Source organism: Pseudomonas sp. DF11, assembly GCF_058148565.1.
The window spans coordinates 226,404-240,853 of sequence record NZ_JBYVYN010000007.1; the positions used below are offsets into that span (position 1 = coordinate 226,404).

The window sequence follows — 14,450 nt, forward strand, 5'->3', positions numbered from 1 at the left end:
GAAGGCGGCGATCTTTTTCAGTAATAACGGCGAGGGTCTGAATCGATCAGGCTGGCCAGCTTGGTCAGGGCGAAGCGCAGTTCATCCTGGCTGGTGGGCGACATCAACACCAACCGTACACATCGCGTGGCCCCCGAACGCTCAGCCTGGAACTGGGTGCCACTGAGCACCAATACACCGTTGGCCCGGGCGAGCATGGTGAACTCGTCGCTGGTCCATGGTTCCGGCAGCGTCAACCAGACGTGATAGGAGTACGGCTGGGTCTTGAGCTCGAAATCGGCAAAGATTTCCCGGGCGATCGCTTGCCGCCCCGTCGCCTCGTTGCGCTGGATGCGGATCAGTTTCTTGTCCAGGCCTTCGGTAATCACATTGCTGGCCAACTGCGCGGTCAACGGCGACGGCATCCAGACACTGCTGCGCACCATCGAGGTCAGGCGCGACAGCAGTTTCGGCGGGCTGTAGATGTAACCGACACGAAGCGCCGGCATGACCGATTTCGACAGACTGGTCAGGTACACCGACCGCTCCGGCGCAAAGGCCGACAGTGGCTTGATCGACGGATCAGTGGCCAGGAAACCATAGATGTCATCGTCCAGGATGATGAAGTCGAATTCCTCGGCAAGCGCAGCGATCTGGGCCCGACGCTTCTGCGACATGATCGCCGCCGTCGGGTTCTGGCAGGTCGCCACGCAGACCAGCATCGCCGGCTTCTCCCGCAGGCACAGTTCGCGCAATGCTTCGGGAATGATGCCTTCGTCATCCATTGGCACGCCACGCAGACGGCGCTCGAGGCCATGGGCCAGGGAAATGATGCCGGGGTAGCAAAGCGCTTCGCAGAGCACCAGGTCACCGGCGTTGGTCAGGGCGCTCATCGCGACCATCAAGCCATGCTGGGCCCCTGCGGTAATCACCACTTGCTGCCATTGCGCATCGGGCAATGAATGGCGCAACCACTGCGCACCCGCCTCGCGATGAGCCGGGTGACCGCCATCCGGCGCGTAATCCAGTGCGCGAGCGAAATCGGTGCTTTTGGCCATGCCCACCAACGCACCGCGCAACCAGTACTCCAGGGTTTCGCTGTAGGGCTTGATGATCGAAAGATCGAGCAGTTCGGATTGCCCCAGGTTCAGCGGCGCGGCGGCGCTGTTGCTTGCCGGCAGCTCCAACTGCTTCTGGTTGAGTACGTAGGTGCCACGCCCCACCTCCCCCTGCACCAACCGACGCCGGTGGGCCTCGCTATAGGCCCGGCTGATAGTGCCCGGCGTGACATTCAAGGTGGTGGCCAGCTCCCGCAAGGTCGGAAGGCGATCGCCCTCGTTCAACACGCCGTTGTTGATATCGCGCGCCAACGCATCGGCAATCGACAGATACATCGGCTGGTTGAACTCGCTTAGCTGGGGAACCCACATGAATGATCACTGCCCATCGTAGAAATGATGAATATCCGAGCATATCACATGGAGGTTAGGCAACTAATAATTCGACGCAATCAAGGTATTGAATCGATTGATTCGATTATTGGACGGATCCACGGCGCGACATCAATAAATTTTTACGACGAAAAATATCCATTAAAATCAATAAATTAATTCTCTAAAACACCAAAAACAGACTGTAGCAGCAGAAAAATATCTCGTAACAATCCCGCCCCCTATTGAATCAACTCAATTTATTCAAATACACTGATATCGAATCGAATCAATCGACTCAATCACCTACCGCGCGCTCCTGTCGCGCCAAGTCGAGACATCATGGACACATTCAGAAAGGATCTATCCCTGTCAGCGGTGATTGCGGGCTTCATCGCCGTGATCATCTCCTACGCCGGCCCGCTCATCATCGTGTTCCAGGCAGCCAAGGAAGCGCACCTGCCCAACGACGTGGTGTCTTCCTGGATCTGGGCCATCTCCATCGGCAGCGGGATTACCGGTCTCTTCTTGAGCTGGCGCCTGCGAGTTCCAGTCATCACCGCGTGGTCGACGCCCGGGGCGGCGTTGCTGGTGTCGATGCTGCCCACCGTGACCCTGCCCCAGGCCATCGGGGCCTATGTGGTGGCGTCGGTGATCATCGCGCTGGTCGGTTTGTCCGGGGCGTTCGACAAGCTGATGAGCCGCCTGCCCAAGGCCATTGCCGCCGCCATGCTCGCCGGCATTCTGTTCCGCTTTGGCGCCGAGCTGTTCATGTCGATCAAGTTGCAGCCGGCATTGGTGCTGGCGATGATCGCGGCGTACCTGGTCTTCAAGCGCTTTTCGCCACGCTACGCGATCCTGTCGGTATTGATCGTCGGTTGCGCGGTGGCCGCCTCGTTCGGTGAACTCAACAGCAGCTCGATCACCATCGCCGTGGCCCAACCGGTCTTCATTGCCCCTGAATGGAATTGGCACGCAATCATCAACATCGGTCTGCCACTGGCGCTGGTGACCTTGACCGGCCAGTACGTGCCTGGCATGGCGGTGTTGCGCACCTCGGGCTACAACACGCCAGCGCGCTCGATCATTTCCGTCACTGCGATTGGCTCGGTGCTGATGGCTCCATTCGGTTCCCACGGTTTTAACCTGGCGGCCATTACCGCAGCGATCTGCACCGGCCGCGAAGCCCACGAGGACCGCGACAAACGCTACATGGCCGGAATTGCCTGCGGGGTGTTCTACATTCTGATGGGCACCTTTGGCGCCACCCTGGCCTCGGTGTTCTCCGCCCTGCCGAAAGAATTGATCGCATCCCTCGCCGGCCTCGCCTTGTTTGGCGCGATCAGCGCCGGGCTGAGCGGCGCCATGGCTGACGAGAAGCAACGTGAAGCCGCGCTGATCACCTTCCTGGTGACCGCTTCGGGCATGAGCTTCCTTGGCCTGGCCGCCGCATTCTGGGGGTTGATCTTCGGCCTCGTGGCGCACTTCGTGCTGACTTACACCCGCGAAAGCAAAGCCGCCGTTATCGCCGAGGGCAGCCGACCATGATCGCTCGTTACGACTTCATTGTGATCGGTGGCGGCATCGCCGGCGTGTCTGCCGCTTATGAATTGGCGGCCCATGGCAGCGTCTGCCTGCTCGAACAGGAACAGCAACTGGCCTATCACACCACGGGGCGTTCAGCCGCGATCTCGATGGAAAGCTACGGCAACCAGCAGATCCGCTCACTGACCTGCGCATCCCGCGGCTTCTTCGAAAACCCGCCCGAAGGCCTGGCCGAGCATCCGCTATGGGCACCACGGGGCGCGCTGATCGTGGCCCAGGCGGCACGGGTGGACAAACTCAAAGCGCGTTTCAGCGCCGTACTGGGGCAAGTGCCCACGGCCGAGTTGCTCGACGCCAAGCAAGTGCTGGAACTGGTCCCCTACCTCGCCGAAGGCGCCTGGAGTGCCGGGATCTACGAGCCCAGCGCCTTCGACCTGGACGTGCATGGCATCCACGGCGCCTACCTCGGTGGGCTGCGTGCCCGCGGTGGTGTGATCAAGCGTGAGACCCAAGTGCTGCGTGGCGAATATCGCGCTGGGCACTGGCGCTTGCACACCCAGGACGGTCAGCAACTGCAAGCAGCCACCGTGGTCAACTCCGCCGGAGCCTGGGCCGACGAAGTCGCCGAGCGCTGCGGCGTGCCCAAGGTCGGTGTCCGCCCGTTGCGGCGCACCGTGCTGGCGGTCGATCCACAGTGCGACGTGCACCACACACCCTACCTGGGCACGGTGGACGAGGACATTTTCATCAAACCTGAAGCCGGGCGACTGATCGTCTCCCCGTGCGATGAAAGCCCTTCGCTGCCCTGTGACGCGCTGCCGGAAGAGCTGGACCTGGCCATCACCATGGATCGCCTGCAAAACACCACGCGCCTGCGTCCGCGCTCGATCATCAATAAATGGGCAGGCCTGCGCACCTTCGTCGCCGACCGCTCGCCGGTGCTCGGCCAGGACCCACAGCAAGAGAGTTTTATCTGGCTCGCGGCCCTCGGTGGCTACGGCATCCAGGCAGCACCCGCCATTGCACGCTTGTGCAGCCATGCGGCGCTGGGCATCGCCATGCCGGACGACCTGGCGGCGCTGCAACTCAACTACCAGCACTTTTCTCCAGCCCGTTGCCGCGACGAGGAGTTTTCCAGCCTGGCCGTCAAGCAGGTTGCCGATTTGCACTAACCCATCCACTTAACAAGGAACGTCACCATGCAAACCACCGCTCAAATCCAGCCCGCCGCCAAACCTTTCCTGGGTGAAGAAAACGTGATTTTCACCGACAAGGCACCGCTGCCGCTGGGCACCTATTCCCAGGGCATCAAGGTCAATCACGGGCAGACCATCTACCTGTCGGCACAGACCCCGGTCTCGGCGCTGAACAATGAAGTGCTGGCCAAGGATTTCGAAGGCCAACTGCGCCAGACCCTCGACAACCTGGCGCAAATGGCCGAAGCGGCAGGTGGCACCCTGGCGAACGTGGTCAAGGTCACGGCGTTCATCACTGACCTGAGTGAGTTCCCAACCCTCAACCGCGTCATGGAAGAGTACTTCACCAAGCCGTATCCGGCCCGCACCACCGCCGGTGCCAGTGCACTGGCACGCAATACCCTGGTTGCCATCGACGCCATCATGGTGATCTGAAACACCTTCTGTCAGCGGAGTGCCCGTCGGTCCGGTGAACTGGACCGACGTTGGCAAGGAAAGCACCAGCACAGCGTACTTTCAGAGGGTGACCATGAAAAATTCGTACAGAGAGTATGTATTGCAGTGCCTGGCTTGCGATCGAAGCTACCAGCCCCATGAGGTCAGCTACTACTGCCCTCACTGCAAAATCGATGGCGCGCTGGACGCGCTTTACGATTACCCGACACTCAAGCGCGAATGGTCCCGGGACAGCCTGGCCCATGACCACGGCCGTGGCATGTGGCGTTATGACCGCTTGATGCCGTTGAGCTCGACGCAGTTCATTCCACCGTTATTGGTGGGCAATACGCCGCTGTACTCGCGCCCCGAATTGCTCGGCAAAGGTGCTCGAATCAAAGTCTTCGTAAAAGACGAATCGCGGCAACCAACCGGGTCGTTGAAGGATCGCGCCAGCGCCCTGGCGGTGGCCCACGCCATGCAATCCGGTGCGCGTACCGTAGCGGTGGCCAGCACCGGCAATGCCGCTTCGGCATTGGCCGGGATGAGCGCCAGCCTGGGCCTGCACAACGTCATTTACCTGCCCAAGAGCGCGCCTCGCGAAAAGCTCGCGCAGATGCAAGGCTACGGGGCCGAGATCGTGCTGGTCGATGGGCAATATGACGAAGCCTTCGAACAATGCCTCAAGGCCTGCGAAGACCACGGCTGGTACAACCGCACCACCGGGATCAACTCGTACATGAGCGAAGGCAAGAAAACCGTCGCCTTCGAAATGTGCGAACAACTCAACTGGCAGGTGCCAGACCTGGTGTTCGTGCCCGTCGGCAACGGCTGCATCCTGGGCTCGGTCTACAAAGGCTTTTTCGACTTGCTGCAATTGGGTTGGATCGAACGCATCCCACGCCTGATCGGCGTGCAGGCCGAGCACAGCGACTTCATGTACCGCGCCTGGCGCAACGACCGCTCGATGCAGAAAACCGAACGCCGTCCCCCCACCAGCCTGGCCAGCAGTATCAATGTGGCGCTGCCACGTGATCGCCTCAAGGCCATGCGTGCGGTTACCGCCAGCGGCGGAGAGTTCATCTGCGTCAGCGACCCGAGCATTGTCGCCGCCGCCTCCAGGTTGGCCGCCAGCACCGGCGTGTTTCCAGAAGCCGGAGCCGCCAGCGCCTTCGCCGGCCTGCTCAAGTATGCAGAAACACACCCCGACACGACGCAAACCGCCGTGATCCTGATCACCGGCAGCGGTTTGAAAGACACCTCGATTTTTCTGTCCAACTCGACCCAAAGCCAGGCACGGGCGTTCCCGCATCACGTGACTGCGCCACCGGCCGAAGCGCTTATCTAAGGAATCACACCATGAGCCTGCAAAATTTCGACCCCGCCATTGCCCGCCTGATCGACCGCGAGCGCAATCGCCAGGAAACCCACCTGGAGCTGATCGCTTCGGAAAACTATGTCAGCGAAGAAGTGCTCCAGGCCCAGGGCTCGGTACTGACCAACAAATATGCCGAAGGTTATCCGGGCAGGCGCTACTACGGCGGCTGCAAGGTCGTCGATGAGGTCGAGAACCTGGCCATCGAACGTGCTCGCAAGCTGTTCAATTGCGAATACGTCAACGTGCAACCGCACTCAGGCTCCCAGGCCAACCAGGCGGTTTTCCTGGCGGTACTCGAACCTGGCGATACGATCCTGGGCATGTCCCTGGCCCACGGCGGCCACCTGACCCACGGCGCCTCGGTGAATTTTTCCGGCAAAGTGTACCGGGCTTTTTCCTATGGCCTGGACAAGGAAACCGAAACCCTCGACTACGAAGAAATGGAGGCCCTGGCCAGGGAACACCGACCCAAGATGATCATCGCCGGGGCCTCGGCCTATTCGCGGACCATCGACTTCCAGCGCTTTCGCAAGATCTGCGATGAAATCGGCGCCTACCTGATGGTGGACATGGCGCACTACGCCGGGTTGATCGCCGCCGGTGTCTACCCGTCGCCGGTTGGCATCGCCGACTTCATCACCTCCACCACCCACAAGACCTTGCGCGGCCCGCGCGGTGGCTTGATCCTGGCGAAGGCGCAATACGCCGCCCTGCTCGACAAGACGATTTTCCCGGTGTACCAGGGCGGCCCGCTGATGCACGTCATCGCCGCCAAAGCCGTGGCGTTCAACGAAGCCTTGGGCGACGGGTTCAAGCATTACCAGCAGCGGGTGATCGACAACGCCCGCGTCATGGCCGACGTCCTGACCCGACGCGGCTTGCGGGTAGTGTCCGGTGGTACCGACTGCCACATGTTCCTGCTCGATCTGCGCTCGATGAACATCACTGGCAAAGACGCCGAGGCCCTGCTGGAAAGTGCCCACATCACCCTGAACAAAAACGCGATCCCCAATGATCCGCAGAAACCGGCGATCACCAGCGGCATTCGCATCGGCACACCGGCATTGACCACACGCGGCTTTGGCGAAGCGGAATGTGCCGAAGTGGCGAACTTGATCGCCGACCTGCTGGAACAACCGGACAACGCCGCGCGCCTGGATAACACCCGGCGCCGGGTGATGCATTTGTGCGAATGCTTTCCGGTGTATCTGTTGAGGTGATGCAGCTGTGGGAGCAAAGCTTGCTCGCGATGAACGATGACTCGGTTAGCCTGAACAGTCGCGACGCCTGCATCGCGGGCAAGCCCTGCTCCCACAGATCGGCTGCTTCACTGCTACCCATTACTTCCTTTTGATTTTCAGCGGTACAACAAACGCTCCGCCAGCTCATCGGCCACCCGGGCCGGTGAGCGTTTCTCCGCCTGGGCGTGGGCGAAGACTTCCGTGAGGCGGGCACCGATCTTCGACAAGTGCGCGGTGATCGTCGACAGTTCTTCGCCACGGTGTTTCAACGCGACGTAGATCAGCCCGCCGGAGTTGATCACATAGTCCGGCGCATAGAGGATTCCACGTCTTTCCAGCTGGTCGGCCACCTGCAGGTTGCTCAACTGATTATGGGCCGAGCCGGCAACGGCCGAGCAACGCAGTTGCGCCACGCTGTGGCTGTTGAGCACGCCGCCCAGCCCGCAGGGGGCAAGGATGTCGCAGGGGGTGCTGAGCAACGCATCGTTGGCGATCGGATGAGCGCCCAGTTGCTCCATCGCCAATTGCACCTTGCCTGGGTCGATGTCACTGACCAGCAGTTCGGCACCCGCCGCGTGCAGCTGTTCGGCCAGGGCATAACCGACATTGCCCAGCCCCTGGATCGCCACCCGCAGGCTTTCGAGATTATCGCTGCCCAGGCGGGCCATGGCGGTGGCACGGATGCCGGCAAAGACTCCCATCGCCGCGTGGGGCGCAGGGTCTCCCGAGGCGGTGGTGCTGGTGACATGGCGCGTCTGCTGGGCGATGCAATCCATGTCGGCCACCGACGTACCGCTGTCGATAGCGGTGATGTAGCGCCCGTCCAATTGCTCGATACAACGACCGAAGGCTTCGAACAGCGCCGCCCGACTCTCGACATGGGCCGGGCGCATGATCACCGCCACCCCGCCCCCCACGGGCAGGCCGGCCAGCGCCGCCTTGTAGCTCATGCCCTGGGCCAGGCGCACGGCATCAGCCACGGCACTTTCGTCGTCGGGGTAGGCAAGATAACGACAGCCCCCCAGGGCGGGCCCGGGACGGCTGCAATGAATGGCAATCACCGCCTTCAACCCGGTCGTCGGGTCTACGCTTAGGTGCAGCGATTCAAGGCGGGAGCTTTGCATGAGAGCAAACATCGTAAGGCTCCCGAATCACTTTTGTTTGTTTCGCCAGTATAGGCGTGCAGTCGAAAATTGCTGGAGTACGCCGGAATAAGCCGCCGGGGTTGTCAGTCTTTTTCGGCATAACCTGTAACTGCGTCTGTCCGAGACTGGACGAAAATCCAAGGCAGGGCTAAAACGAGGCATAGCCCGGAGAGTTTGATGAAACCGCGCCAAGCCTTTTTTGACTGTTTGCACCGTTCGCCACCGGCGCTGTTCGAAGCGGCGCTGTGGATCGCTGCCGAACATGATAGCGATGTGGACGTACCGGCCTTGCTGAAGGATTTCAAGGAGCTGCAACAGCGGGTCAGCCACGGCCTGCCGATGTTGCCGGTCAGCGAGCTGGGCCAACCTTTGTTGCGACGACTCAATGACCTGGGGTTCGCCCAGGACGATTTCACGCCGCTGCGCCCACGTGCGGCGCTGCTGAACCAAGTGCTCACCCGCAAGCGCGGGCAACCCCTGGCGCTGAGTTTGATTGCCCTGGAGTTGGCCCGAGGCCTGGAAATTCCGATGGTCGGTGTCAATTTCCCCGGCCATTTCCTGCTGAAAGTACCCGGGGCCGATCATCTGCTCGATCCGTGTGGTGGCCGCCGGCTGTACCCCAATGACTGCCGGGAACTGCTACAGCGCCAATACGGCGCGAACATGCCGCTCAAGGCAGAACACCTGGTCACCGCCGAGCCGATACAGATGCTCCAGCGCCTGTCGCGCAACCTGCGCCAACTGCATCTGGCCAACGACGATTACATCGCGGCCCTGATCGACGCCGAACGGGTGCTGGAGCTGGGCAACGCCAGCGCCGCCGACTACCTGGCCCGCGCCAGCCTGTATCAGCGGCTCGACTGTCCGAATGCCGAGCGCTTCGACCTGGAACATGCGCTGATGCTCAGCGACGACCCGATCCAGCGAATTCGGCTGACGGAGCGGCTGGGGCATTTGCCACCGAATTCGATTGTGCATTGAGCGGTTGCAGGCGTGCAGATTCAGGTTGCTGGTTGAATCGCTATCGCGAGCAAGCTCGCTCCCACAGTTGATCGCATCGAACTCAGGCTCTATGTTCACCGCAGACCACATGTGGGAGCGAGCCTGCTCGCGATGAGGCAGGCAGCGCCAACATCATTGGGGCTGACCCACCGCTATCGCGAGCAGGCTCGCTCCCACAGGAATGATCAAGGTGTATCGGGTTGATTCGCCGGGTGCGCCTGTTGGAACGCCGCATGCCCAGCCGCCAACGCCGCCACGCGACGGATCCGCGGATACGCCTGCAAGGACACATTGAAACGCTCGGCCGCGTACAACTGCGGAATCAGGAACACGTCCGCCACCCCCGGCTCTGCACCGAAGCAATAGCCGTCATCGCCAATCAACTGCTCCACGGCCGCCAGCCCCTGGCTGATCCAGTGCCCGATCCATTCCGTCACCTGGGTTTCATCGTGGCCCCACTGGCGCAATTTGTTGAGCACGCTGACGTTGTGCAGGGGGTGAATATCGCAACCGATCAACGCCGCCACACCACGCTCATGGGCCCGAACCGCCAGGTCTGCGCTGAGTAGCGGCACCTGGGGATAACGCTCCTCCAGGTATTCGATGATGGCGGGCGATTGCACCAGCAGCGCGCCTTCATCGGTACGCAACGCCGGCACCCGGCCTTGGGGATTGATCGCCAGGTAGGCCGGCTGGCGATGTTCGCCCCCCGGCGCTGCGATCAGGTTGACTGGCAGGGCCTGGTAATCCAGGCCCTTGAGCGCCAGCGCAATGCGCACCCGGTAGGACGAGGTGGAACGGTAGTAGGTATAGAGTTCCATGCCCTGATCCTCAACGCGCCGGCAGGATCTTGCCCCGGCACTCGCCGAAGCCGATGGAGGCGAAACCCTCGCGGCGGCAACGGGCCCGCAGGATGATTTCATCACCGTCCTCGAGGAAGCGGCGCACTTCGCCAGAGGCCAGTTCGATCGGTTTTTTGCCACCCTCGGTGATTTCCAGCAGGCTGCCGAATTGATGGTTTTCAGGCCCCGACAAAGTACCCGAGCCAAACAGATCACCGGCCTGCAACTGGCAACCGTTGACGCTGTGGTGCGCGACCATTTGCGCCACGGTCCAGTACATGTACTGGGTGTTGCTCAGGGTCAGGCGCTGGGCCGGCAGGTTTTGCTCGACCATGGCCTCGGTCAGCAGCAGGACCTCCAGCTCGATGTCGAAGGCACCGCTGGCCTGGTCACGCTTGTCCAGCAGATACGGCAGTGGCTGTGGATCGCCTTCCGGGCGCGCCGGTTGCGGGCGGCGGAACGGTTCCAGGGCTTCAGCGGTCACCACCCACGGCGAAATACTGGTCAGGAAACTCTTCGACAGAAATGGCCCCAGGGGCTGGTATTCCCAAGCCTGGATATCCCGGGCCGACCAGTCGTTGAGCAGGCAGAACCCGCCAATGTGCTCAGCGGCATCGCCGATGGCGATGGGTTCGCCCAGGGCATTACCCTTGCCGATCCAGACCCCCAGTTCCAGCTCATAGTCCAGCCGTGCACACGGACCGAAAGTCGGCTCGGTCTGGCCGGCGGGCAGGGTTTGGCCCTTGGGACGGCGCACGTCGGTGCCGGAGGGGCGAATGGTCGAGGCGCGGCCGTGGTAACCGATGGGCACATACTTGTAGTTGGGCAACAAGGGATTGTCGGGACGGAACAGCTTGCCGACATTTTGCGCGTGTTCGATACCGACGTAGAAGTCGGTGTAGTCATTGATCCTGGCCGGCAAGTGCATCTGGCAGTCGGCGGTGCGAACCAGCAGCTTCGCACCCTGGGCTTCGATCTTGCCCCGCAGCGAGCTGTCTTCGCGCAGCAACTCCAGCAAGCGCTCACGCAAGGCCACCCGAGCGCCGCGGCCCAGGTCGAAGAACCCATTCAACTGGCCGTCCTTCATGGCCTCGACAGCTTCGCGCGCCGTGCCGTCAAACAGGCCCGCCTGCAACGCGGCCTGCAAATCGAAGATGAACTCGCCAATGGCCACGCCGCTACGAGGGGCGCCGCCGTTGGTGCTGAAAATGCCCAGTGGCAGGTTTTGCAGCGGGAAGTCGGCATGCCCGTTGGCGGAGGTGACCCAGCTACGGTCAGGGGAAGGTTGAGTCATGGGTTATCTCCGGGTCGGGTCGAACGTGACAGGCAGCGAGGCCCAACAAGCATCGTAGTCGGTTTGCAGTTGCGGGCAGTCCAGGGCGAAACGGCTTGGACGCAACACCTGGCTGGTCTCGAACATGAAGGCCATGGTGTTATCGATTTTCGCCGGCTGAAGTTCAGCGTTGATCGCCTTGGTGCAGGTTTCGCCGTCCGGCCCATGGGCACTCATGCAACTGTGCAAGGACGCACCACCCGGCAGGAAACCTTCAGCCTTGGCGTCGTAGGCGCCTTGGATCAGGCCCATGAATTCATTCATCAGGTTGCGGTGGAACCACGGCGGACGGAAGGTTTTTTCCGCCACCATCCAGCGTGGCGGGAAGATCACGAAATCGAGGTTGGCCAGGCCGTGGATGCTGGTAGGCGAGGTCAACACGGTGAAGATCGACGGATCCGGGTGATCGAAGCTGACCGTACCAATGGTGTTGAAGCGACGCAGATCATACTTGTACGGCACGTTGTTGCCGTGCCAGGCCACCACGTCGAGGGGCGAATGATCCAGCTCGCAACCCCACAACTCACCGAGGAATTTCTGCACCAGCGGGGTCGGTTGCGCGAGATTCTCGTAATGGGCGACCGGCGTCAGGAAGTCCCGTGGGTTCGCCAGGCCGTTGCTGCCGATGGGCCCGAGGTCCGGCAAGCGCAGCGGCGCGCCATGGTTCTCGGCCAAGTAACCACGGGCCTGCGGATCGAGCAGTTCGACACGAAACTTCAGGCCCCGGGGCAGCACGGCGATTTCCAGCGGTGCCAGCTCCAGCACACCCAGTTCGGTGGCGATCCGCAGCCGTCCCAGTTGCGGCACGATCAGCCATTCACCGTCGGCGTTGAAAAACACCCGTTCCATGGAGCGGTTGGCCCGGTAGTGATAAAGGCTGATGCCGGCCGGTTTGTCCGCACCGGCATTGGCCGCCATGCGCACCAGCCCGTCGATGAAGTCGGTGGGCTCGACGGGAATCTCCAGCGGGTTCCAACGCAGGCGATTGGGCGTGACTTCGCCCAATGGACCACCTGCCAATTGCCGTTCGAGCCGGGTGAAGGCCGGGTGATTGGCCGAGGGCCGGATGCGATACATCCAGGTACGCCGCGCTTCGCTGCGGGCCATGGTGAACGCGGTGCCGGAGAACAATTCGGTATAGAGACCGTACGGGGCTTTCTGCGGCGAGTTCTGGCCCACCGGTAATGCGCCGGGCAATGCTTCGCTGGCAAATTCGTTACCGAAGCCTGATTGGTAGACCAGGTCCGACACTGGGGAATCGAGGTTCATGGAGCCTCCTGGAATGCGGCCCGTCACTCAACGGAGTGGTTGAGGCGCACCGGGTTATTTTTATCGTAATTCAATTACGCATAACGTAATTTGCTCGCCAGCGACCGTCAAGCTATAAAGACGCCCATTCGCCTCTGGACCCTGCGCCACCATGGAAACCCCGCTCAGCAACGGTAAACAGAAAGTCCGCTCGGCCGAAGTCGGCACCGACATCCTCAAGGCGCTGGCTGAACTGTCCCCCTCCACATCGCTCTCGCGGCTGGCCGAACACGTGCAAATGCCGGCGAGCAAAGTGCATCGATACTTGCAGGCCTTGATCGCCAGCGGGTTTGCCGAGCAGAACGCCGCCACCAACCACTATGGCCTGGGCCGTGAGGCCCTGCGTGTTGGCCTGGCGGCGCTCAATGGCATGGACGTGCTGCAAGTCGCCGCCCTGCCGTTGTCCGAGTTGCGCGACGACTTGAACGAAACCTGCTTCCTGGCGGTTTGGGGTAACCATGGCGCAACCGTGGTGCGCATCGAACCCGCCGTGCGGGCCGTGACCGTGGTGACGCAACTGGGCTCGGTATTGCCGCTGCTCAGCTCGTCCACGGGGCTGGTGTTCAGCGCTTATCTACCGGAGCGCGAGACCATCGGTTTGCGCGAGCGGGAAGTACAGGGCAGCGAGCATCACGCGCTCGCCGACGACCGCGCCTACGCCGCCCTGTGCGAGCAGATTCGCCGTCGCGGCCTGCACCATGTGCATGGCTTGCTGATGCCGGGCGTGGATGCCTTGTCTGCACCGGTATTCAATGCCGTTGGCGAGGTGAAGGCGGTGATGACCATCGTCGGTCCGACCTCGCTGTTCCACGCCGACGAAAACGGCCCGGCGGCGCAACGCCTGTTGGCGGCGACCCGGGCCGTGAGTTGGCGGATGGGGTATGAAGCAGGTCCGGGATCAGCCCAGGAAATCCGGGACAATCCTGATCAGTAGTTCATTGAGGTGCGCCGGGACCAGTCGCGGATGGCAATCACGTTCTTCGCCACTGAAGGCGACCATATAAATACCCTGATGATCGCCCTTGGAGTGATAGGGAATATCATCATGGTGGAAATGGTCCAGTAGGTATTCAACCAGTAATTCGGAAGACGACACCATCCGTTCACCGGAGTCATGGGGCACAAAACTGGTGACGTAGACTTTATCCAGGTCGACGCCGGGCAAATGAACTTTCAAGGCTGCATGAACATCCATGGCATCCAACGGCCTGATAGAGCGCTTGGATAAATCCATTGCAGGTTTTTCTGTCAGGCTTGTAACGATATCCACGACAATTTTTTCAAAAGCGATTAAATCCAGGGCCTTGACCCGATCTTCCGTGGCAAAGGAATAACGCTTGCTGAACACATTGCTGACGGCTTGTGTGTAGTTGGGCAATCGCTGCTCCACAACACAGGCCAGCGCTTCATCGAACAGGGTTTCGGAAGATCCAACTTCAGGATTAGGAAAGTCTGCCAACGTATTCAAATAGGTATTCAACGGGTTGACACCCAAGCCTTGCAGGTGGTCGCCCAATAGCACTTTCACGGCAAAGTCCACGCGAGTGTTCTTCAGGGCGCGAAGTCTTTCGGAGTAAGAAGAAAACAATTGAGTATTCATAAACATCCTTGTCATA

Annotated in this window: 13 protein-coding genes; 7 read left to right on the forward strand and 6 right to left on the reverse strand. The window is 61.2% G+C overall.

Going from position 1 to position 14,450, the window contains the following annotated elements:
* Positions 1-17: 17 nt before the first annotated feature.
* Positions 18-1,409 (reverse strand): aminotransferase-like domain-containing protein, encoded by a 1,392-nt coding sequence (locus AC30D9_RS21080; protein WP_490144767.1) that lies wholly within the window; start codon positions 1,407-1,409, stop codon positions 18-20.
* Positions 1,410-1,751: 342 nt separating this feature from the next.
* Here AC30D9_RS21080 and AC30D9_RS21085 point away from each other — a divergent pair, with 342 nt between their 5' ends.
* The 5 genes from AC30D9_RS21085 to glyA all read left to right on the forward strand — a co-directional run bounded on the left by AC30D9_RS21085 (position 1,752) and on the right by glyA (position 7,183).
* Positions 1,752-2,957 (forward strand): benzoate/H(+) symporter BenE family transporter, encoded by a 1,206-nt coding sequence (locus AC30D9_RS21085; RefSeq protein WP_490144768.1) that lies wholly within the window; start codon positions 1,752-1,754, stop codon positions 2,955-2,957.
* Positions 2,954-4,126 (forward strand): NAD(P)/FAD-dependent oxidoreductase, encoded by a 1,173-nt coding sequence (locus AC30D9_RS21090; RefSeq protein WP_490144769.1) that lies wholly within the window; start codon positions 2,954-2,956, stop codon positions 4,124-4,126. Before AC30D9_RS21085 ends, AC30D9_RS21090 begins: the two co-directional genes overlap by 4 nt.
* Before the next feature lie 27 nt (positions 4,127-4,153).
* On the forward strand, positions 4,154-4,585 hold the full coding sequence (locus AC30D9_RS21095; RefSeq protein ID WP_134925756.1) for a Rid family detoxifying hydrolase: 432 nt from the start codon (positions 4,154-4,156) through the stop codon (positions 4,583-4,585).
* A gap of 94 nt (positions 4,586-4,679) precedes the next feature.
* Complete coding sequence (gene thrC, locus AC30D9_RS21100; protein ID WP_307574547.1) at positions 4,680-5,933, forward strand: threonine synthase; 1,254 nt, start codon at positions 4,680-4,682, stop codon at positions 5,931-5,933.
* Between the two features lie 11 nt (positions 5,934-5,944).
* Entirely contained in the window at positions 5,945-7,183 is a 1,239-nt protein-coding gene (gene glyA, locus AC30D9_RS21105; protein WP_134925757.1) for a serine hydroxymethyltransferase, read from the forward strand.
* 137 nt (positions 7,184-7,320) lie between these two features.
* Here the strand turns inward: glyA and AC30D9_RS21110 are convergent, their stop codons facing one another.
* A complete protein-coding gene (locus AC30D9_RS21110) occupies positions 7,321-8,340 on the reverse strand; it encodes a Glu/Leu/Phe/Val dehydrogenase family protein (protein ID WP_109754854.1) in 1,020 nt (339 codons plus the stop codon).
* 186 nt (positions 8,341-8,526) lie between these two features.
* Between AC30D9_RS21110 and AC30D9_RS21115 the strand changes: the two genes are divergently transcribed.
* Positions 8,527-9,330 (forward strand): SirB1 family protein, encoded by an 804-nt coding sequence (locus AC30D9_RS21115; protein ID WP_307574549.1) that lies wholly within the window; start codon positions 8,527-8,529, stop codon positions 9,328-9,330.
* Between the two features lie 206 nt (positions 9,331-9,536).
* On the opposite strand, the gene maiA is transcribed toward AC30D9_RS21115, so the two are convergent.
* Genes maiA through hmgA form a run of 3 tightly spaced genes read right to left on the reverse strand, consistent with a single transcriptional unit; the run spans position 9,537 to position 12,795 of the window.
* Positions 9,537-10,172, reverse strand: a complete 636-nt coding sequence (maiA, locus tag AC30D9_RS21120) for a maleylacetoacetate isomerase (RefSeq protein WP_490144770.1) — start codon at positions 10,170-10,172, stop codon at positions 9,537-9,539.
* Between the two features lie 10 nt (positions 10,173-10,182).
* Positions 10,183-11,487: a fumarylacetoacetase gene (gene fahA / locus AC30D9_RS21125; RefSeq protein WP_490144771.1), complete on the reverse strand. Its 1,305-nt coding sequence runs from the start codon at positions 11,485-11,487 to the stop codon at positions 10,183-10,185.
* A 3-nt stretch (positions 11,488-11,490) separates the two neighbouring features.
* Positions 11,491-12,795 (reverse strand): homogentisate 1,2-dioxygenase, encoded by a 1,305-nt coding sequence (hmgA, locus tag AC30D9_RS21130; RefSeq protein WP_490144772.1) that lies wholly within the window; start codon positions 12,793-12,795, stop codon positions 11,491-11,493.
* Between the two features lie 151 nt (positions 12,796-12,946).
* On the opposite strand from hmgA, the gene AC30D9_RS21135 reads away from it, so the two are divergent.
* Positions 12,947-13,768: an IclR family transcriptional regulator gene (locus tag AC30D9_RS21135; protein ID WP_490144773.1), complete on the forward strand. Its 822-nt coding sequence runs from the start codon at positions 12,947-12,949 to the stop codon at positions 13,766-13,768.
* On the opposite strand, the gene AC30D9_RS21140 is transcribed toward AC30D9_RS21135, so the two are convergent.
* Positions 13,733-14,434 carry a hypothetical protein gene (locus AC30D9_RS21140; protein WP_307574557.1) on the reverse strand — a complete coding sequence of 234 codons (702 nt, stop codon included), beginning with the start codon at positions 14,432-14,434 and terminating at the stop codon, positions 13,733-13,735. The genes AC30D9_RS21135 and AC30D9_RS21140 overlap by 36 nt on opposite strands.
* Positions 14,435-14,450: the final 16 nt, after the last annotated feature.